The organism is Nocardiopsis sp. NPDC007018, assembly GCF_040635075.1.
Lineage (GTDB): Bacteria > Actinomycetota > Actinomycetes > Streptosporangiales > Streptosporangiaceae > Nocardiopsis.
The window spans coordinates 40,577-59,724 of record NZ_JBEYHA010000009.1; the positions used below are offsets into that span (position 1 = coordinate 40,577).

General features: G+C 73.3%; 17 protein-coding genes and 1 riboswitch. Of the genes, 9 read left to right on the forward strand and 8 right to left on the reverse strand.

The features are described from left to right. The first annotated feature begins 47 nt into the window (after positions 1-47). Positions 48-1,223, forward strand: coding sequence for a beta-1,3-glucanase family protein (locus tag ABZ635_RS06835; RefSeq protein WP_357760070.1), 1,176 nt, complete (start codon positions 48-50; stop codon positions 1,221-1,223). Between the two features lie 149 nt (positions 1,224-1,372). On the opposite strand, the gene ABZ635_RS06840 is transcribed toward ABZ635_RS06835, so the two are convergent. The 5 genes from ABZ635_RS06840 to ABZ635_RS06860 all read right to left on the reverse strand — a co-directional run bounded on the left by ABZ635_RS06840 (position 1,373) and on the right by ABZ635_RS06860 (position 6,689). Continuing rightward, on the reverse strand, positions 1,373-1,795 hold the full coding sequence (locus tag ABZ635_RS06840; RefSeq protein WP_357760073.1) for a hypothetical protein: 423 nt from the start codon (positions 1,793-1,795) through the stop codon (positions 1,373-1,375). Positions 1,796-1,979: 184 nt separating this feature from the next. Continuing rightward, positions 1,980-2,933, reverse strand: coding sequence for a 3-hydroxyisobutyrate dehydrogenase (gene mmsB / locus ABZ635_RS06845; RefSeq protein ID WP_357760076.1), 954 nt, complete (start codon positions 2,931-2,933; stop codon positions 1,980-1,982). Next, a complete protein-coding gene (locus tag ABZ635_RS06850) occupies positions 2,930-4,051 on the reverse strand; it encodes an enoyl-CoA hydratase/isomerase family protein (protein WP_357760079.1) in 1,122 nt (373 codons plus the stop codon). Before ABZ635_RS06850 ends, mmsB begins: the two co-directional genes overlap by 4 nt. Then, positions 4,051-5,193 carry an acyl-CoA dehydrogenase family protein gene (locus ABZ635_RS06855; RefSeq protein ID WP_357760083.1) on the reverse strand — a complete coding sequence of 381 codons (1,143 nt, stop codon included), beginning with the start codon at positions 5,191-5,193 and terminating at the stop codon, positions 4,051-4,053. The genes ABZ635_RS06850 and ABZ635_RS06855 overlap by 1 nt, the downstream gene beginning before the upstream one ends. Continuing rightward, the gene (locus ABZ635_RS06860; RefSeq protein WP_357760086.1) at positions 5,190-6,689 is read right to left on the reverse strand and encodes a CoA-acylating methylmalonate-semialdehyde dehydrogenase; all 1,500 of its coding nucleotides are present in this window, start codon (positions 6,687-6,689) and stop codon (positions 5,190-5,192) included. The genes ABZ635_RS06855 and ABZ635_RS06860 overlap by 4 nt, the downstream gene beginning before the upstream one ends. A 27-nt stretch (positions 6,690-6,716) precedes the next feature. Beyond that, positions 6,717-6,837: riboswitch (cobalamin riboswitch) on the reverse strand. Positions 6,838-7,002: 165 nt separating this feature from the next. Between ABZ635_RS06860 and ABZ635_RS06865 the strand changes: the two genes are divergently transcribed. Then, the gene (locus ABZ635_RS06865) at positions 7,003-8,289 is read left to right on the forward strand and encodes an MFS transporter (protein WP_357760089.1); all 1,287 of its coding nucleotides are present in this window, start codon (positions 7,003-7,005) and stop codon (positions 8,287-8,289) included. 120 nt (positions 8,290-8,409) lie between these two features. Here the strand turns inward: ABZ635_RS06865 and ABZ635_RS06870 are convergent, their stop codons facing one another. Next, complete coding sequence (locus ABZ635_RS06870; RefSeq protein ID WP_357760091.1) at positions 8,410-9,009, reverse strand: TetR family transcriptional regulator; 600 nt, start codon at positions 9,007-9,009, stop codon at positions 8,410-8,412. 488 nt (positions 9,010-9,497) lie between these two features. Here ABZ635_RS06870 and ABZ635_RS06875 point away from each other — a divergent pair, with 488 nt between their 5' ends. Both ABZ635_RS06875 and ABZ635_RS06880 read left to right on the forward strand, forming a co-directional pair. Next, positions 9,498-10,598 (forward strand): sialidase family protein, encoded by a 1,101-nt coding sequence (locus ABZ635_RS06875; protein ID WP_357760095.1) that lies wholly within the window; start codon positions 9,498-9,500, stop codon positions 10,596-10,598. A gap of 1 nt (position 10,599) precedes the next feature. Then, positions 10,600-10,884, forward strand: a complete 285-nt coding sequence (locus tag ABZ635_RS06880; protein ID WP_357760098.1) for a MoaD/ThiS family protein — start codon at positions 10,600-10,602, stop codon at positions 10,882-10,884. 41 nt (positions 10,885-10,925) lie between these two features. On the opposite strand, the gene ABZ635_RS06885 is transcribed toward ABZ635_RS06880, so the two are convergent. Then, positions 10,926-12,365 carry a DUF418 domain-containing protein gene (locus ABZ635_RS06885; protein ID WP_357760101.1) on the reverse strand — a complete coding sequence of 480 codons (1,440 nt, stop codon included), beginning with the start codon at positions 12,363-12,365 and terminating at the stop codon, positions 10,926-10,928. Between the two features lie 194 nt (positions 12,366-12,559). Here ABZ635_RS06885 and ABZ635_RS06890 point away from each other — a divergent pair, with 194 nt between their 5' ends. The 3 genes from ABZ635_RS06890 to ABZ635_RS06900 all read left to right on the forward strand — a co-directional run bounded on the left by ABZ635_RS06890 (position 12,560) and on the right by ABZ635_RS06900 (position 15,751). Then, complete coding sequence (locus ABZ635_RS06890; RefSeq protein WP_357760104.1) at positions 12,560-13,783, forward strand: histidine kinase; 1,224 nt, start codon at positions 12,560-12,562, stop codon at positions 13,781-13,783. Positions 13,784-13,866: 83 nt separating this feature from the next. Further along, positions 13,867-14,481 (forward strand): response regulator transcription factor, encoded by a 615-nt coding sequence (locus tag ABZ635_RS06895; RefSeq protein ID WP_357760408.1) that lies wholly within the window; start codon positions 13,867-13,869, stop codon positions 14,479-14,481. 256 nt (positions 14,482-14,737) lie between these two features. After that, on the forward strand, positions 14,738-15,751 hold the full coding sequence (locus ABZ635_RS06900; RefSeq protein ID WP_357760107.1) for a zinc-binding dehydrogenase: 1,014 nt from the start codon (positions 14,738-14,740) through the stop codon (positions 15,749-15,751). A 141-nt stretch (positions 15,752-15,892) separates the two neighbouring features. On the opposite strand, the gene ABZ635_RS06905 is transcribed toward ABZ635_RS06900, so the two are convergent. Next, positions 15,893-17,398, reverse strand: coding sequence for an SDR family NAD(P)-dependent oxidoreductase (locus ABZ635_RS06905; RefSeq protein WP_357760109.1), 1,506 nt, complete (start codon positions 17,396-17,398; stop codon positions 15,893-15,895). A 172-nt stretch (positions 17,399-17,570) separates the two neighbouring features. Here ABZ635_RS06905 and idi point away from each other — a divergent pair, with 172 nt between their 5' ends. Both idi and ABZ635_RS06915 read left to right on the forward strand, forming a co-directional pair. Continuing rightward, positions 17,571-18,122: an isopentenyl-diphosphate Delta-isomerase gene (gene idi, locus ABZ635_RS06910; protein ID WP_357760112.1), complete on the forward strand. Its 552-nt coding sequence runs from the start codon at positions 17,571-17,573 to the stop codon at positions 18,120-18,122. An 89-nt stretch (positions 18,123-18,211) separates the two neighbouring features. Beyond that, positions 18,212-19,132, forward strand: coding sequence for a type II secretion system protein GspK (locus ABZ635_RS06915; protein WP_357760115.1), 921 nt, complete (start codon positions 18,212-18,214; stop codon positions 19,130-19,132). Positions 19,133-19,148: the final 16 nt, after the last annotated feature.

Consider the following 19,148-nt stretch of genomic DNA (forward strand, 5'->3'; position numbering starts at 1 on the left):
GCTCCATGGTGCGCACCTCTTCACACCCGCTACTGAGGAGTTCACCCATGATCGACCGCAGGCTCTTCCTGGGCGGCGTCTCGCTCGCCGCCGGAGCCCCCCTGCTCGGCGCGACCGGTTGCGCCACCAGACCCCAGAACATCACCCCCGTCTCGAACACGACCAACCTGGGAGCGCTCCCGGTGAGCGTGACCAACAACAGCGGCCGCTTCGCGGACGACGAGGTCCTCGTGTACGTCGTCGGCACCGACCTCGTCGACGACGTCCACTGCCGGGTCGACGCCCAGGGCACACCCCACCCCGTCAGCCTGGACGACAACACCGACAACGGGTACACCGACTACTCGATCCCCCTGGGCGCCCTCGCCGACCTGACCCTGCCGTACATGTCCGGCCGCATCTACTTCGCCATGGGCGGCAAGCTCGGCATCCGGATCGTCGAGGACGGCAACGGCAACCCCGCGCTCCAGCTCCCGGCGGGCTGGGTCGAGGACGACCACGGCTTCGACGTCCTGCACGACTCGGTGGAGTTCACCCACAACGAGGACGGCATGTTCTGCAACACCTCGATGGTGGACCAGTTCAGCGTGCCCATCGGCATCCGGCTCACCGGGAACGAGGACCAGAGCACCGGCTTCCTCCTGCCCGGCGGGCGCGACGCGATCTTCGAGACCCTCGCCGCCGACCCCGACTTCTCCCCGCTGGTCTTCGACGGCCACCGGATCATCGCCCCCGGCCATGGGCTCGACTCCGGGATCTTCCCCACCGACTACTACGACCCCTACGTCGACCAGGTGTGGTCGCACTACTCGGGCACCGACCTGACCGTCACCACCAACGCCGGGACCTTCACCGGCCGGGTCCAGGGCGACGAGCTGCTGTTCGACGGCGGGGTGTCGCCCATCCCCCGGCCCAGCACCCGCGACGTGTTCTTCTGCGACGGCGCCCTGGCCGCGCCCAACGACGGGATCACCGGCCCGGTCGCGGCCATCGTGGGGGCCGCGCTCAACCGCGCCACCCTGCTGGACCACGCCGCCCAGCCCACGAACGACCCGAACGGGTTCTACCTGGCCGACATCGCCAACCGGTACGCCGGGACCTTCCACGACCACACCGAGGACGGCAAGGCGTACGGGTTCGCCTTCGACGACGTCGAGGACTTCGCCTCCTACATCCAGGACCACGGGCCCTCGCGGCTGGAGATCACCCTGACACCGTTCTAGCGGGCCGTTCCGGCGCGCCGCGCGAACGCCGCCACGTACACGCGCCCCGGGCGCACCGGCCACACGGGGTCGGTACGCCCGGGGCGCGCCCCCACACGGGTCCATGAACCGACCGACCCGGCCCCCGGCGTGCCGGGGGCCGGTGACGGTCAGCGGCCCTGGTAGCGGTGGGGGTGCTCGGTCTCCTCGTACCACTGGCTGGCGGCCGCGCCCTCGTTGAGGACGACGATGACGACGAGCAGCACGAGCGCGATCAGGAACGATCCGCCGGTCACGATGTTGACCAGCACGGAGACCGCGCCGATACCCGCCACCACCCGCACGAGTGTCCGGGTGCGGTACCCGCCCTGACCCATCGTGGCGGCCACGTAGACGTTGAAGCCGGTGGTCGCGACACCGATGAGCATGATGAACAGGAAGGTGCCGGTGCCGACACCGGCCACGCTCCTGAGCTCGGACTCGGTCATCGCGCCCATCCCGATGAAGGCCAACAACAGGCCGAGGGCGGCCAGTCCGGCCTGGACGAAGAGGATGACCTGGATGGCCGTGAGGGTGCCGGGTTTCGGGTTCATGGGGGACTCCGTACCGCTGGGGGACGCCCCGGGGCCGCTCGCCCCGAGGCCTGTCGCCCGGTGAGACGCCGCCACGACGTCCCCGGTTCCGCCAACACGGAGGCACCACCCACCGGACTCCGGACGGCGCGCGGCCCGGGCACCCCCTCGGGCCCCCGGGCCGCGCGGCGTCCTCCCACCGGACTCAGCCGGTGTCGGGCTCCGCGGACACCTCCGGGGGCCGCGAGCGCTCGCGCACCGACTCCACGATCGCGGAGAAGTCCCGGGGCACCCCGTCCAGGCTCTCGGCGAACGCGCGGTAGACCTCCGCCGCGCGGCCGCCGACGAGCGCCTCCACACCGGTCTGGCCCAGCGCGCTGGCCGCCAGGCCCAGGTCCTTGGCCATCAGCGCGGCCGCGAAGCCAGGACGGTAGTCGTGGTTGGCGGGGCTGGCGGGCACCGGGCCCGGCACCGGACAGTACGACGTGAGCGACCAGCACTGCCCCGAGGCCGTGGACATCACGTCGTACAGCGCCTGGTGGGTCAGGCCCAGCCGCTCCCCCAGCACGAACGCCTCGCTCACCGCGAGCATCGACGCGCCCAGCACCATGTTGTTGCATATCTTCGCCGCCTGGCCGCCGCCCGGGCCCCCGCAGTGCACGACCCGGCCGCCCATCACCTCCAGCAGCGGCCCCGCCGTGGCCAGGTCGGCCTCCTCCGCGCCGACCATGAAGGTGAGCGTTCCGCCCTCAGCCCCGGCCACGCCACCGGACACCGGGGCGTCCATCGCCCGGTGGCCCGCCTCGACGGCGGCGGCGTTGGCGGCGCGGGCGTCGGCCACGTCCACCGTGGAACAGTCCAGGAACAGCGTGCCGGGGCGGGCCGCGGCCAGCAGACCGCCCTCCCCGGGCCCCTCAATCCCGGGGGCGCCCCGGTAGGCGTCGAGCAGGTGGCGGCCGCTCGGCAGCATGGTGACGACGACGTCGGCCCCGGCCACCGCCTCGGCGGCGGACCCGGCCACCCGCACGCCCGCTCCGGCCGCCCGCTCCAGGGCCTCGGGCACCAGGTCGTACCCGGTGACGGCGTGCCCCGCGGCGACCAGGTTGGCGGCCATCGGGCCACCCATGTTGCCCAGCCCGACGAAGGCGACCGCGCTCATCGCGCACCCCCCGGGCCCTCGCACGCGGCGACCGGCGCGGCGAGACCGACCGGACCGTCCGGGGCGGGATCGAAGGCGCGTGCGACGTCGGCGTCCGAGACCCCGGCCAGCGTCGCCGGAGCCCACCGGGGCCGCCGGTCCTTGTCGACCACCTGGGCGCGGATGCCCTCGGCCAGGTCGGGCCAGGTCAGCGTGGCCGAGGAGACCCGGTACTCCTGTTCGAGGACCTCCTCCAGCGTGTCCAGGTCCCGCGCCCGGCGCAGCGCCGCCAGGGTGGTCTTCACCGAGGTCGGCGACTTGGCCGCGATGGTGTCGGCCGCCTTCGCGGCCTCCGGGTCGCCGTGGTCGCGCAGCCGCGCCACGATCTCCTCCGCGGTGTCAGCCGAGTAGCAGGCGTCGATCCAGCCCCGCCGCGCCTCCAGCGGGGCGGCGGGGGCGATCTTCGCGAAGCCGCCCACGGTCTCGATGACCTCGGCCTCCGTGCGGGCCCGGGTGAGCGCGGCGACCAGGTCGGGCAGGCGCTCGGAGGGCACGTAGTGGTCGGCCATCCCGGTGTACACCGCGTCCCCCGCGCCGATCGGCGTCCCGGTGAGCCCCAGGTGGGTGCCGGTCTCGCCGGGCGCCCGCGACAACAGGTAGGTGCCGCCCACGTCGGGCACGAACCCGATGGTGGTCTCCGGCATGCCCACCTTGGAGCGTTCGGTGACCACACGGACCCGGCCGTGCGCGGAGACCCCCACACCGCCGCCCATGACCACGCCGTCCATGAGGGCGACGTAGGGCTTGGGGTAGCGGGCGATCCTGGCGTTGAGGCGGTACTCGTCCCGCCAGAAGTCGGCGGCCCGCCGGTCGCCGTCCACCGCGCTGGCCCGGATCGCCCGGATGTCGCCGCCCGCGCACAGGCCGCGCTCCCCGGCGCCGTCGAGGAGCACGGCCGCGACGCCCTCGTCCTTCTCCCAGTCGGTCAGGGCGTCCGCGAGCACGCGCACCATCCCGTGGTCGAGGGCGTTGATGGCGCGCGGCCGGTTGAGGGTGGCGCGGGCGAGCGCGCCCTCCACCCTCAGCAGCACCGTCGCGTCGTCCGGGCTCGCGGCCGTGGGGTTGTCGTCGCCGGTCATCAGGCGGCCCCGGTGAGTCGTCGAGCGATGATGAGGCTCATGATCTCGTTGGTTCCTTCCAGGATTCGGTGCACCCGCAGGTCGCGCACGATCTTCTCAATGCCGTACTCGGTCAGGTAGCCGTACCCGCCGTGCAGCTGGAGCGCCTGGTCCGCGACGGTGTACCCGGCCTCGGTGGCGAACCGCTTGGCCATGGCGCACAGGTGCGCGGCCTCGGGGTCGCCCTCGTCCAGGGCGGTCGCGGCGCGCCACAGCAGGGAACGGGCCGCCTCCAGGTCGGTGGCCATCTCCGCGAGCCGGAACCGGAGCGCCTGGGCGTCGATCAGCGGGGCACCGAAGGCCTCGCGGCCGCCCAGGTAGGCGGTACTGCCCTCCAGCGCGGCCCGCGCGCCGCCGAGCGAGCACGCGGCGATGCCGAGGCGGCCGCCGTTGAGCCCGTTCATCGCGATGCGGAAGCCGTCCCCCTCCGCGCCGAGCAGGCGGTCGGGGCTCAGCCGGACCCCGTCCATGAGGACCTGGCGGGTGGGTTGCGCGTTCCAGCCCATCTTGGCCTCGTTGGCGCCGAAGGACACCCCCGGGTCGTCGCGGAGCACGACGAACGCGGAGATCCCGGCGGCCCCGTCGCCGCCGGTGCGCGCCATGACCACGTACACCTCCGAGGCGCCCGCCCCGGAGATGAACTGCTTGGCGCCGGTGAGGACGTAGTGGTCGCCGTCCCGGACCGCGCGGGTGCTGAGCGCGGCGGCGTCGGACCCGGCCCCGGGTTCGGTGAGGCAGTAGCTGCCCAGGGTCTCCATGGAGCACAGCCCCGGCAGCCAGCGGGATCGCTGGGCGGGGTCGCCGTACCGGTCGACCATCCAGGCGACCATGTTGTGGATGGACAGGTACCCGGCCAGGGACGGGCAGCCGGTGGCCAGGGCCTCGAAGACCAGGACGCCGTCGAGCCTGGTCAGGCCGGTCCCCCCAGCGTCCTCGGAGACGTAGAGGCCGCCCATGCCGAGTTCGGCGGCCCTGCGGAGCACGTCGACGGGGAAGTGCTTGGTCTGGTCCCAGTCGACGGCGAACGGTGCCAGGTGCTGGTCCGCGAACGCGCGCGCGGTCTCGGCGAGCGCGCGCTGTTCGGCGGTGGTCGCGGAGGTCACCGCACGACCGGGATGGTGAACTCGGCGCCCTCCTTGACCCCGGAGGGCCAGCGCGAGGTGACGGTCTTGGTGCGGGTGTAGAAGCGCACGGAGTCGGGGCCGTGCTGGTTGAGGTCGCCGAAGCCGGACCTCTTCCAGCCGCCGAACGTGTGGTAGGCGACCGGCACCGGGATGGGCACGTTCACGCCGACCATGCCGGTGTCGACGCGCTGGGAGAAGTCGCGGGCGGTGTCGCCATCGCGGGTGAACACGGAGACGCCGTTGCCGTACTCGTGCTCGCTGGGCAGGCGCAGGGCCTCCTCGTAGTCGGCGGCGCGCACCACGCACAGTACCGGGCCGAAGATCTCCTCCTTGTAGATCCGCATGTCGGTGGTGACGCGGTCGAACAGGGAGGCGCCGGTGAAGAAGCCCTCCTCGTGACCGGCGACCTTCAGGCCGCGGCCGTCGACCACCAGCTCGGCGCCCTCGTCCACGCCCAGACCGACGTAGGCGTCCACGCGGTCGAGGGCGTCGCGGGACACCAGCGGCCCGAAGTCGGCGTCGGGGTCGTCGGCGGCCCCCACGGTCAGCCCGGAGATGCGCTCGGTGAGCTTGGCGACGAGGGCGTCGGCGGTCTCGTCGCCGACCGGCACCGCCACGGAGATGGCCATGCAGCGTTCCCCGGCGGACCCGTACCCGGCCCCGATCAGGGCGTCGGCGACCTGGTCCAGATCGGCGTCGGGCATGACGACCATGTGGTTCTTGGCCCCGCCGAAGCACTGGGCGCGCTTGCCGTGCGCGGTGGCCGTGGAGTAGACGTACTCGGCGATCGGGGTGGAGCCCACGAAGCCGACGGCGGCCACCCGGGGGTCGGTGAGCAGGGTGTCGACCGCCTCCTTGCCGCCGTTGACGACGTTGAGCACGCCCGGGGGCAGCCCGGCCTCCAGGAACAGCTCGGCGAGGCGGAGCGGGACCGAGGGGTCGCGCTCGGAGGGCTTGAGGATGAACGCGTTGCCGCAGGCCAGGGCAGGTGCGGCCTTCCACAGCGGGATCATCGCGGGGAAGTTGAACGGGGTGATGCCCGCGACCACCCCGAGGGGCTGGCGCAGGGAGTGCACGTCGATGCCGGTGCCGGCGTTGTCGGTGAACTCGCCCTTGATCAGGTGCGGGATGCCCGCCGCGAACTCCACCACCTCCAGGCCGCGCTGGAGGTCGCCGTGCGCGTCGGCGACGGTCTTGCCGTGTTCGGCGGACAGCGCCCGGGCGATCGACTCGCGTTCGGGTTCGACCAGCTGGAGGAACCGGAGCAGGACCCTGGCCCTGCGCTGGGGGCTCCAGGAACCCCATTCGACCTGGGCCGTCTCGGCGTCGGCGACGACCGCCTCGGTCTCCTCGCGGTCGGCCAGGGGTACCCGGGCACGGACCCGGCCGGTGCTGGGGTCGTACACGTCGCCGAAGCGGCCGCTCCGCCCGGGGACGTTCCTGCCATGCACGAAATGCGTCAGCTCGCTGACCATGCGTGTTCGCTCCATCCTCGTGGACCACACGGATCTCCGGCCGCGAGCGGTGGCCTGACTTCCGGGTGTTCGGCCCGGTCACAGTGGCGGGACCGTGCTGGATTCGCACCAGCTTCCCCGCTCCACGGCCCCCTCACCATATAGTTGGACGTCCTACTAAATCCAGACCCCCGGCCCCCCGATCCCGTCACGTTCCGTCCCCGGACGCCGCCGGAACGCGCCCGAAGGGGCGGGGTTAGCGTGGAGGCGTGTGCCGGTGCCCCCGACGGGAACCGCCCGAGACACCGGCGTGCGGAAGGTCGGTGGTCCCCCCGTGTCCGACTCCACGACCCGGGCGTCGACGGCGCCGCTCGGCGGACGGTTCTGGGCCTTTTGGTCCGCGTCCCTGGCCTCGAACCTCAGCGACGGCGTGGCGATGATCGCCGTGCCGTGGCTGGCCTCCTCCCTGGCCCCGGACCACGCGGCCCTGGTCGCCGCCGTGGCCACGGCGGGCCGACTGCCCTGGCTCCTCCTCGCCCTGCCCGCCGGGGTGCTCGTGGACCGGGTCCCCCGGCTCACGCTGATGGTCTCCGCCAACACCCTGCGACTCCTGCTGTGGGCGCTGCTGGCCCTGGTGGTGTTCTCCGACTGGGCGTCGATCCCCCTGCTCGCGGCGTTCGCGTTCTGCTTCGGCGCCCTGGAGGTCTGTTACGACACCGCCGCCGAGACCACGGTGACGTCGCTGGTCCCCCCGGATCGGCTGGAACGGGCCAACGGGCACGTGCGCTCCGGGGCGATCGTGGCGGAGGAGTTCGCCGGGAGGCCGCTGGGCGGGTTCGTGCTGGCCCTCGGGCTGTTCGTCCCGTTCCTGTTCAACATCGCCGCGCTGTTGGTGTCGGTGGTGGCGCTCCTGCGCGTCCGCGCGACCGCTCCGACCGCTCCGAGCGCCGCCGACGCCCCCGCCCCCCGCGAACGGCGCGGCCTGGCCGGGGTGTGGGCGGACGTGGTCGAGGGCGTGCGCGCCGTGTGGCGTCAACCCCTGCTGCGGGCCGTGGCCGTGATCGCGGTGTTCGTCAACACCGCCTACGCGACCATGCTGTCCACCCAGGTGCTGTTCGTCCGCGACACGCTGGGGCTGGGTTCGGCCGGGTTCGGCCTGCTCATGGCCTTCGCCGCGATCGGCGGGATCGTCGGCGGCCAACTGGTCTCCTGGCTGCGTTCCGCGCTGCCGCACGGGACGCTGCCGACCCTGTGCCTGGCCGGGAGCGGCCTGCTGTACCTGCTGGTGGCCGCCTTCCCCCTCACACCGGTGGTGGCCGGGGTGTACTTCCTCAGCGGAGGGCTGGTGCTGGGCTACGCGGTGGCGATGACCTCGATCCGCCAGCGCATCACCCCGGACCACCTGCTCGGGCGGGTGAACGCCGCCATGCGCACGGTCAGCTGGGGCATGAGCGCCGTGGGCATGGCGGCGGGCGGTGTCCTGGTGGCGGCCCTGGCGCCCGCGCTCGGCCAGACCGACGCGCTCCGTGTCCCCTACCTGCTGGTGGGCGTCATCAGTCTGGCCGTGGTGGCGGTGTTCGGCCGAAGGCTCGTCGGTCTGGTGCGGGAACACGACCTCTGAGCCCCGCCACCGGCCCCCGGGCGGCCCGCACTGGTCGGGGTGTGCGGGCCGGGGACCGGTGGCGGGATCGACCGCGCCGGGTCCGTCGGATCGGGGCAGGAGGGTCGCGCCCCGAGCCGATCAGTCCCCCGGCGAACCGAGGGTACGGAGCATCCCGTGGGCCTCGTCCACGCGGACGGGGTAGGCCTCGGGGCTCTCCGCGAGCCGCATGGCGGTGAGGTCACAGGCCATCGCGGTGTGGGCGGCCAGAACGGCGACGCTCTCCGCCGTGCCCGCCTCCGTGAGGGCCCCCGCCAGGCGGAGCGCCCGTTGCTGCCGGGTGAGCAGGTAGCGGGATCTGAGGTCGACGCTCTCTCTGAGGAGCCGCACCAGGACCGTCGAGTGCGCGGGCGTCAGCGCGGTGCGGGGACACGCCGCCGCTGCCTCGCGGAGTAGGGCGAGCGCCGCCCCGAGGTCGGTTCCCGGCTTCCGGTCCGCGCGTTCGCGCACGTGGGCGCACATGCGGTCCACCTCGGCGCTGTCGTCGGCGAACAGCACCTGCTGCTTGTCACCGAAGTACCGGAAGAAGGTGGTGCGGCCGACCTCGGCACGCTCCGCGATGGCCGCGACCGTGACGTTGTCGAATCCGTGCTCGGCGAAGAGTTGGAAGGCTGCTGACACGATCGTGGCCCTCGCCTTACGGCGTTTGCGGGCGTGGAGTGTGTCCGGGGGGTGGTGCATGGGCGACCCTATCGAGTGGGAACTCGGTTCTCAATGGTACGCGGGACCGGCCATTGGGACGGTGGTCCCGAAACGGACCGAGAGACCGAAGGAGCGGGATGACTTCCGGGCTGGATGGCCGGATGTGACCGGCATACCGGGGCCGGGGGGAGCCCCGGAGCGAACACCGGTTGGCCCGGGAGTTTATTGCAAAGTGATCTGGTACCGACAACCGCCTTCCACTCGCCGCAGAACCCCTGCCCGGAAAGAGTTCCCTCCTCACGGAAGTTATCCCTCCGACAGGCGCCCCATTTCCCGTGGGCGCCAATTCGCCACCCACGGTAAATCGTTCGGGTTCCTAACTATTCACTGGCAGCAGTGACCGGAACCCTCCCGTGACCCCGGCTTGACCCCCACCCGACACTCCTCCCGGCGCCGTCCACGTGTTCCCGGCGTCGTCCGCACCCCTGTGCCAGAGTGGAGACCTGACTCACATCTTGGAGTTCGTCATGGCATATCTCCTGGTCATCGGCACGCGCAAGGGCCTGTTCACGGCCCGGAGCGAGGATCGGCGCGCATGGGAGGTGACCGGACCGCACCGGCTCGACGAGGCCAACGACGCCGGTATGAGCCCCGTCTACACGGTCGGGATCAACCCGCACACCCAACGCCTGCTCGCCGGAACGGAGAGCTGGCACTTCGGGCCGAGCGTCTGGCACAGCGACGACCTCGGCGCCACCTGGACCGAACCGCCGAGCCCGCCGATCGCCTTCCCGGAGGACACGGACGGGTCGCTGACCCGCGCCTGGCAGTTCGCCTTCGGCGCCGACCCCGACACCGTGTTCGCCGGAGTGGAGCCGCACGCCCTGTTCCGCTCCTCCGACGGAGGCGACAGCTTCGAACTGGTCCGGGCACTCTGGGACCACCCGCACCGGGCGAACTGGATGCCCGGTGCCGGTGGCGCCGCCATCCACACCGTCCTGCCCGGCAGGCTCGGCGTCGGACGCGAGACACCCGAGGCGATCACCGTGGCCATGTCCACGGGTGGTGTCTACCAGAGCGAGGACGACGGGGCCAGCTGGCACCCGACCAACAGGGGCATCTCCGCCGGGTTCCTGCCCGACGAGGAGCCCGAGTACGGCCAGTGCGTGCACAAGGTCGCCGCCGCACCCGACGGCTCCTTCTACGCGCAGAACCACCACGGGGTCTACCGCAGCGCCAACCCGTCCGACGGGTGGACGTCGATCGAGAAGGGCCTGCCGACCAACTTCGGCTTCGCGGTGGTCGCCCACCCGCACCACCCCGACACCGCGCTCAACTTCCCGGTGGTGAGCCAGGAGGTCCACCTCCCGCCGGACTACCGGCTCAGCGCCTACCGCACGGACGACGGCGGGGGTTCGTGGCAGGCGATCACCGAGGGCCTCCCGGAGGAGCCGTACTTCGGCATCACCCTGCGCGACGCCGCCTGCACGGACGGCGCCGAGGTCCCCGGCTTCTACTTCGGGACCCGCTCCGGGGACGTCTACGCGACCACGGACGACGACGACCGCTGGCACCTGGTCGCCGCCCACCTGCCCGACGTCCTGTGTGTACGGGCGACGGAGGTGTGAGATGCGGGTGACCGTGCACCTGACCAGCGTGCTGCGGGCCGACGCCGGGGGCGCCACCCACGTGCCGCTGGAGGTCGAGGACGGGACCCGGCTGCGCGGGGTGCTGGACGCGCTGGCCGAGCGCCACCCCGGCCTGGACCGTCGGATCAGGGACGAGCAGGGCGGGCTGCGCAGGTACGTGAACGTGTTCGTGGACCAGGACGAGTGCCGCTCCGTGGGCGGACTGGACGCCACCGTCCCGAACGGTTCGGACGTACGGCTGCTGCCCTCGGTCGCCGGGGGCTGAACGGACGGGCCCGGGGCCCGTGTCCCGGGCCCGTCCGCGTGTCAGTCGGCGGCGGTGCGACCCTCGTACCGGTCGCGCCGGGCGTCCATACCAGCGTCGCCCGAGGCGGGAGGCGCAGAGGCACGGTCCGTGCCCGCCGGAACGGTCGGAGCCGCCTGCGGCACCGCCGCACCGGGCCGCGAGGACCCGACCAGCCCCGGGGGCACGGCCCAGGAACCGTCGTGCGCGCCCCGCGAGCGGGCGGCGTCCGCACCGGCCCCCGAACCGTGGTCCGCGACCACGGGTGCGACGGCCTCCCCCGGGACCCGGCGCATCGGCACCGGGCGCAGGTAGGTGAGCAGACGCCACACCCACTCCAGCGGTCCCATCCGGAAGCGCCCCAGCCACCAGCGGGCGAACAGGGCCATCGCCACGAAGTAGACCGCGGCCACCCCGTACTGGGCCAGGACCGTGACCTCGCCCTCGAACGGCTTCATGGTCAGCAGGAACACGGCGGTGCTGCCGAGGTAGACGGTGAGCGTCATCCGGCCCAGCGGAGCCAGGGCGCCCAGGGCGCGGGCCGCGGTCCGGCCGCGCCCGACCAGCCACCACACCAACCCCAGGAAGAACAGCCCTCCGCCCAGCCCGGTCAGGCCGGCCCCGAAGGAGGTCAGCACGTCGGAACCGGGGTGGATCACCGGCATGCCGTCCGCGTTCATCACCGGGACGCCGTCCGCGTCGAACTCCATGGGGAAGAACAGGTCCGCGCCGACCATGAACAACAGTCCCAGCACCTGCCCCACCAGACCCGCCCACACCAGGCGCAGCGGGAACCGCGAGGGCTCGCCCGCGAACTCGGGGTCCAGTTCCGGTCTGCGCGCCAGCCACACGCCCGCGCAGAAGAACCCGAGGGTCTGCGGCACGAGGGTGACCAGCACGTCCGGGCCGCCGGGAAGCACCGAGCCCAGCCCGAACTCGACGAACGGCGCCGTCACGAACAGGGCCGCCGCGAACCACAGCGGCCGGTTCCCGGACCCGGCCAGCAGGAACGGCATCAGCGGGGCGAGCAACAGCGCGGCGATCGAGTAGTGGACGAGGATGTCACCGGAGAACACCAGCAGGTGCGGCACCCCGAACAGCAGCCCCAGGGACACGTAGCGGCGCGCCATGACCGCCATCGGGCGTCCGCCGCTCCGCGCGGCGGACCGCCAGGCCAGGACGGCGCCGACACCCAGCAGCACCATGAGCAGCGCCCGGGCCTTGCCGGACATCAACAGGCCCAGCGTTCCGTCGACGACCGAGGTGAGTGTGCTCTGCTCGATCTCCCCGGCGCGCTCGGCGGCGAAGACGACGACGGTCACGTTCATCGCCACCACGCCGATCATGGCGATCGCGCGGGCGACGTCCAGGAACGGCACCCGGCGCGCGGCGCCGCCGACGGGCGCACCCCCCGGCTGCGGTGCGGTGGCCGGTTCTGCGGCCTCGGTCGGTGCTGTGGTCACGGGACCCTCCCTCATCGGTACGTGACCAGCGTGGCGCTCGGCCCCACCGCCGCACATCGACCGAAGAGCCGAACCCGCGCGGCCGCGGATCAGCCATTCGGACCACCCGCCGTCCGTTCGGCGCCCGTGGGAGCCCCGCGCGTCGTACCATCGGCCGATGCGCGGGGGCGGGACCGCGCCCTAGCCTGGTCGTCATGCTCCAGTTCTCGGCTCTGACCAGGCCCTTCGCCACCGCCGACAGGAGGGCGCGGGCCTACCCCCGGCTGGTGGCCCTCGCGCTCACAGCGGGGGTGTTCGCCCTGTGGGTGGCCGACCTGCGCATGGCGCTGCGTATCCCCACGTACTCGGACTGGATGGGGCCGCCGACGTCCGCGATGGACCTCGCCGGGTGCGTCTCGGGGGCGATCTGCGTGCTGCTCGTCGCCCTGGCCGCCCGGCCCTCGGCCGGTCCGCGTCTCACGCTGACCGCCGGAGTGCTGGCACCGGTGGCCGTCACTGCGGTGTCGGCGCTGCTCTGGCCCCTGCCCAAGGGCATGTTCGGCTACCCGATCACCATGGCCGAGGCGGCCGGGATCATGGTGCTCCTGGCCCTGGTCGCGCTGCGGTGCCGCGCCTGGCAGGTCGTCCTGGCCGCAGCCCTGACCTTCGGCGCCGCCTACTCGGACTACCTGCGCGAGTCCTTCACCCCGGACGTGTCCGCCGCGCTGATGCCGGTGGTCGTCGCCCTGGCCCCCGGCCTGTACCTGCGCTGGCACCGGGCCGAGCGCGCCGCGCAGGTGGACCTGGTCCGCGCGGCGGAACGGCTGGCCATCGCCCGCGACCTGCACGACGTGGTGGCCCACGAGGTCACCGGGATCGTGGTGCAAGCGCAGGCGCTACGGCACGTCGCCGAACGCAACCCGGCGGCGGTGCGGGAGGCCCTGCCGGAGATCGAGGCGGCCGGGACCCGCGCCCTGGAGTCCATGCGGGGCATGGTCGCCCGGCTCCGGGAACCGGGCGACGCCCCGTTGGCCCCCGGGCCCGCCGAGGGCCTGACGGCGCTCGCCGCGCCCGCCGGTCCCGGCAGACCGGAGGTGGCGGTCCACGTCTCCGGGCCGGTCGCCGACCTGCCCCCGGAGGTGGGCACCGCCATGCTGCGCATCGCCCAGGAGTCGGTGACCAACGCACTGCGGTACGCCCGGGGTGCCACCCGGGTGAGCGTGGTGGTCACCGTCGACGGGGGCCAGGTGGATCTGCGCGTCCACGACGACGGCCGGGGCGCCGGGCTCCCGGTGGGCGGCGGGCACGGTCTGGTGGGCATGACCGAGCGCGCCCGGCTACTCGGCGGCGACCTGGACGCCGGACCGGTCGGCGTGGGGCAGGGTTGGACCGTGCGGGGAACCATCCCCGCCCGACGCGGAGGGGACGGCCAGGGGTGACGACGGGGACGGCGGGAGCCGCGGGAACGACGGGGTCGGCGCAGGCGCCGCCGATCCGGGTACTGCTCGCCGACGACCAGCAGATGGTCCGGACGGGCTTCCGGTACATGCTCGACGCGGAGGACGGGATCACCGTGGTCGGGGAGGCCGGTGACGGGCTCACGGCCGTCCGTCTCGCCGAGGAGCTGCGCCCGGACGTGGTCCTCATGGACATCCGGATGCCCGGGATCGACGGTTTGGAGGCCACCCGCCGACTGTCCGGTCCGGGCGTGGCCGACCCGCTGCGCGTGGTCGTGGTGACCACCTTCGACCTCGACGAGTACGTGCACGCGGCGCTGACCGGCGGCGCGGTGGGGTTCTTGCTCAAGGACGCCGGGCCCGCTCTGCTGATCGAGGCGGTGCGGGCCGCCGCCCGGGGCGACGCGATGGTGTCGCCGCAGATCACCGTGCGCCTGCTCCGGCACTTCGCCGAGGCCCCCGCTCCCCGGCGCGACCACACCGAGAGCGGACTGACCGCGCGCGAGCTGGACATCGTGCGCACGGTGGCGCGCGGTCTCACGAACACGGAGGTGGCGGCGGAGCTGCACGTCACCGTGAGCACGGTCAAGACGCACCTGGCGCGGGTCCAGGACAAGCTCGGGGCGCGCAACCGGGTGGAGGTCGCCGCCTGGGCGTACCGGGGCGGCCTCATGGACTGACCGGGCGGGGCCCTCGGGGTCACCGGGCGGGCCGACCGGTCGGGGCCGTGTCCGGCCAGAAGGGCCGTGCCCGACCGCAAGGGCCTTGCCCGACCGGAAGGACCGTGGGCCGAACCGGGCGTACCCGGCGCGCTTGACGAAAAAGTGAGCGGGTTCTGACCCGGGTCGCCCGTGTCGCCTCCCCGGGCACACCGACACCAACCGTGATGATCGGTGAGGAAATGGGCACCTGCGACTCGTCTGCGAGGAACGACCTATGGCCACCATGCGCGCGGTCCGGCTGAACACGACGGACCGAACCCTCACGGTCACCGACGTCCCCCGCCCCGCCCCCGGTCCCGGCCAGGTCCTCGTCCGAGTCCGGGCGGCGGGCGTGTGCCTGTCGGACGCCCACCTCGTCGACGGGACCCTGAGCCCCCTCCACCTCAAGGGCGACACCGTCACCCTGGGCCACGAGGTGGCCGGGGTGGTCGAGGAGCTCGGCCCCGAGGTGTTCGACGTCTCCGTGGGCGACCGGGTGGCACTCCAGGCCGGTGAGCACGACCGGCACGGCCAGGTGCTCACCCGGGGCGTGGACTACGACGGCGGGTGGGCCGAGTACGCGCTGGCCAGCGAGACCACGCTGGTGCCCATCCCGGACGAACTGCCCTTCGAGCAGGCCGCGATCATCCCGGACGCCGTCTCCACACCGTGGGCCGCCGTGACCGCCACCGGCGACGTGCGCCCCGCCGAGGCCGTGGCGGTGTGGGGCGTGGGAGGGCTGGGCGCGCACGCCGTCCAACTCCTGCGGCTGGTGGGTGCCGCCCCCATCATCGCCGCCGACCCCGACGAGCACGCCCGGGCCCGCGCCCTGGACTACGGGGCCGACGTGGCCCTGGACTCGACGACACCCGACTTCCTCGCCCGGATCGGCCAGCTCACGCACGGGCGCGGTCTGGACGCGGCCTTCGACTTCGCGGGGGTACCGGTCGTGCGCGAGCAGGCCCTCCAGGTCCTCGGTGAGCACGGTCGCCTGGTGCTGGTGGGGCTCACCGACAAACCGCTGGAGATCCGGGACGGCACCCGGTTCAGCTACCTGCGCCAACAGGTCCTCGGGCACTACGGATCGGAGCCGGAACACGTGGTGCAGCTGGTGGACCTGGTCCGGGCCGGGCGCCTGGAGTTCAGCCGCTCGGTCAGCGGAACGTTCCCGCTGGAGGAGGCGCCCCAGGCGGTCGAGCGGCTGGCGCGGCGGATCGGTTCGCCGGTCCGCCTGGTCCTCACGCCCTGACCGCCGCCCGGGGTCCGGAGTCCGGGAGCCCCGGGGAATCCCGGCCCGGGCACCCTGGGGCGCTCCGGGACCGGGGGAGCGGGAAATCCTGGCCCGGGGCCGGTGGGGGCCGGGGCCCGCCCCGGCCCCTCGGAGCGGCCGCTACCAGTCCGAGGGCCGGTAGTCCTTGAGGAAGCAGCCGTGCAGGTCCTCCCCCAGCTCACCGCGCACGATCGGGTCGTAGACGCGGGCGGCGCCGTCCTCCAGGTCCAGGGGCGCGTGGAACCCCTCGGCGGCGATCCGCACCCGGTCGGGATGCGGCCGCTCGTCGGTGATCCAACCGGTGTCCACACTGGTCATGAGGATGCCGTCGGTCTCCAGCATCTCCTTGGCGCTGGTCCGGGTGAGCATGTTCAGCGAGGCCTTGGCCATGTTGGTGTGCGGATGCCCGGGACCCTTGTACCCCCGACCGAACACACCCTCCATCGCGGACACGTTGACGATGTAGGTCCGCCGCGCGGACGAGGCCGCCATCGACGGACGCAGGCGGTCCACCAGCAGGAAGGGCGCGCTGACGTTGCACAGCTGCACCTCCAGCATCTCGACGGGGTCGATCCCGCCGATCCGCTGGGTCCAGCTGTTGACCGGCGCCAGGTCCGGCACCAGCCCGCCCGCGTCGATCGCCCCCTCCTCGTGCGCCCGGTCCGGGTGGGCGGCACCGGTGGTGAGGGCCAGCGACGTGAGCATCTCCGGGGTCAGCGTGTGCGGGGCGACCCCGGCCACCTCGGCCTCCGTGGCGCCCTCCAGCTCGCGGGGGCGCACACCGCCGAGCACGAGGGGCTCGGGAAGGCCCTCGCCGGTCAGCGGCCGGGCCTCGGCGGCGATCAGCGGCGCGTAGGAGCCGGGCGAGCGGCGCACGGTCTGCGCGGCGTTGTTGACGAGGATGTCCAGCGGGCCCCGCTCGGCCACCGAGTCCGCCAGCCGCACCACCTGCCCCGGGTCGCGCAGGTCGATACCGACCACCCGCAGCCGGTGCAGCCACTGGTCGCTGTCGGGCATCGCGGCGAACCGGCGCACGGCGTCGTTCGGGAACCGCGTGGTGACCGTGGTGTGGGCGCCGTCGCGCAGCAGCCGCAGCGCGATGTACATGCCGATCTTGGCGCGGCCACCGGTGAGCAGGGCCCGCCGGCCGGTGAGGTCGGTGCGGGCCTCACGGCGCTGCCTGTTGAAGACGGCGCACTCCGGGCAGAGCTGGTGGTAGAAGGCGTCGACCTCCTGGTACTTGCGCTTGCACACGTAACAGGGACGGGCCTTGCGCAGCACCCCGGCGAGCTGCCGCTCCCCGTTCCCGGAAGCCTCCTCACCGCCCGCCTCGAGGGTGCGGCTGGTGAGCGCGCGGCCGTTGGTCTCGTCGTCGATCCGGTCCGGGGCGGCCGTGGCGGTGGCCGAGAACACGGCCCTGTCGTGGGCGGCGCGGGCGGCGTTGCGTTCCCGGCGCCGCCGCTCCTTGAGCGCCTTGAACATGCGGGCGGTGGCCCGCTGGAGGGTCAGGGAGTCGTCGTGGTCGACGGGCAGCCCCTCCGCCTCGGCCAGCACCTCCAGGCACACCCGAAGCCTGTCCGGGTCGATCCCGTCGACCGTGGTCCGCGTCACCGTTTCCGTCACCACTGCATCCCGCCGCTGTTCCGATGGCCTCCTGCCGGGCCCTCAGGAACCCTATGCGCACTCCGGTACCGGACGGTCGGTGCCGACCGGTCCGCGGGACGGGTCACCATGGGGGGAGGAGCAGTACTGGGAATCGACGTGTGGGGCCGGTGGCGCCACGGACAGGGGGAGCCCCGTGAGCCAGCAGACGTCCGCCGAGGACGGTGCGGAGCGCGAGTTCGTGGTGCTGCTGGACGAGGCCCACCAGCCGGTCGGCGTGGCCGACAAGGCGGTCGTGCACACCGAGGACACCCCGCTCCACCTGGCCTTCTCCTGCTACGTGATGGGACCGGACGAGCGTGTACTGCTCACCCGGCGGTCCCTGGCCAAGACGACCTGGCCCGGGGTGTGGACCAACAGCTGTTGCGGCCACCCCGCCCCCGGCGAGTCCATGGAGGAGGCGGTGCGCCGCCGCGCCCGCCAGGAGCTGGGGATCGAGCTGACCGAGATCACCGAGGCGCTGCCGGAGTTCCGGTACCGGGCGGTGTCGTCCGAGGGGATCGTCGAGAACGAGTTCTGCCCGGTGTTCTGGGCGCGGACCGAGGACACCCCGACCCCCGACGCGGACGAGGTCGCCGAGTTCACCTGGGCCGCGTGGCCGGACCTGGCCGTTCTGGCCGAGAGGACACCCTGGGTGATCAGCCCGTGGGCGGCGGAGCAGATCCCGCAGCTCAACCGGGTGCGCTGACACCCGGCGCCCCGGCCCGCGACCGCCCCGCCGTCTCATGGGAATTCGCTGAACAGGGCATCTGCCGCAGGACGACGTAAACTGGGATCATGGCGAACGCATCCCCCGGCCCCGGATGGCACCCGGGCGACCACGACCCCCGACACGGCCACCACGGTCACGCAGAGCGACAGGCTCCGCCCCACCAAGGGCAGCCGGGTCCGGCACACCATCCGCACCACGGGCCGCACCACGGGCCGACCGGTCCCCAGGGTCACCCGCCCCATCACGGACAGCAGGCACCCCCGCCGCCCGCCCACCCCCAGTCCTCACCGAAGGCGGGGGGCGACATCCTGCCGGGCGGGACCGGCTTCCTGCTCACCAACCTGCTCTCCTGCGGTGCCCTGAGCGTGTTCGCCTTCGCCTACGTGGCGGTGCGGCACCGGTCCGGCGCGGCGGGCGTCCTCGCCCTGCTGATCCTGCCGCTGCTCGCCGTCTTCGGCGCGAGCGCCGAGGACAGCGTCCTGGAGAACGTCAGCGTCGGCGTCCTCATCGTCTACGCGTTCGTCGCCACCGCCTACCTGTTCCACGACGTCTACAACGTGAACTCCAAGCGGAACCGGCGCCTGCGCGGCGAACCCGCCGAGCGCCCCGAGGCCGGACCGGCACCCTCCTCGGCCGCGGGGGCCCGCACGGGACGGGACAACGCCGAGCTGCGCGCCATGGCGGCCGACCGCGCCCGCCGCAGGGAGGAGTCCCGGGCCCTGCTCAGGGACGACCCCGTGCTCGCGCGAGAGCTGGGCATCGGCCGCCCCGACCTCGACACCGGCTACGACGACGGCGGCCTGGTGGACCTCAACCGCGCCTCCGCCGAGGCGATCGCGTCGCTGCCCGGGCTGACCCCGGAGCACGCCCGGACACTGGTCGAGGCGCGCGCGGCCGCGCCGTTCGTCTCCCTGCCGGACGCGCTGATCCGCTCCGGGCTCCCGGCCCACCTGGAGGACGACGTCTCCGGGTACGTCGTCTTCTGACACCGGCGGCGGGGTA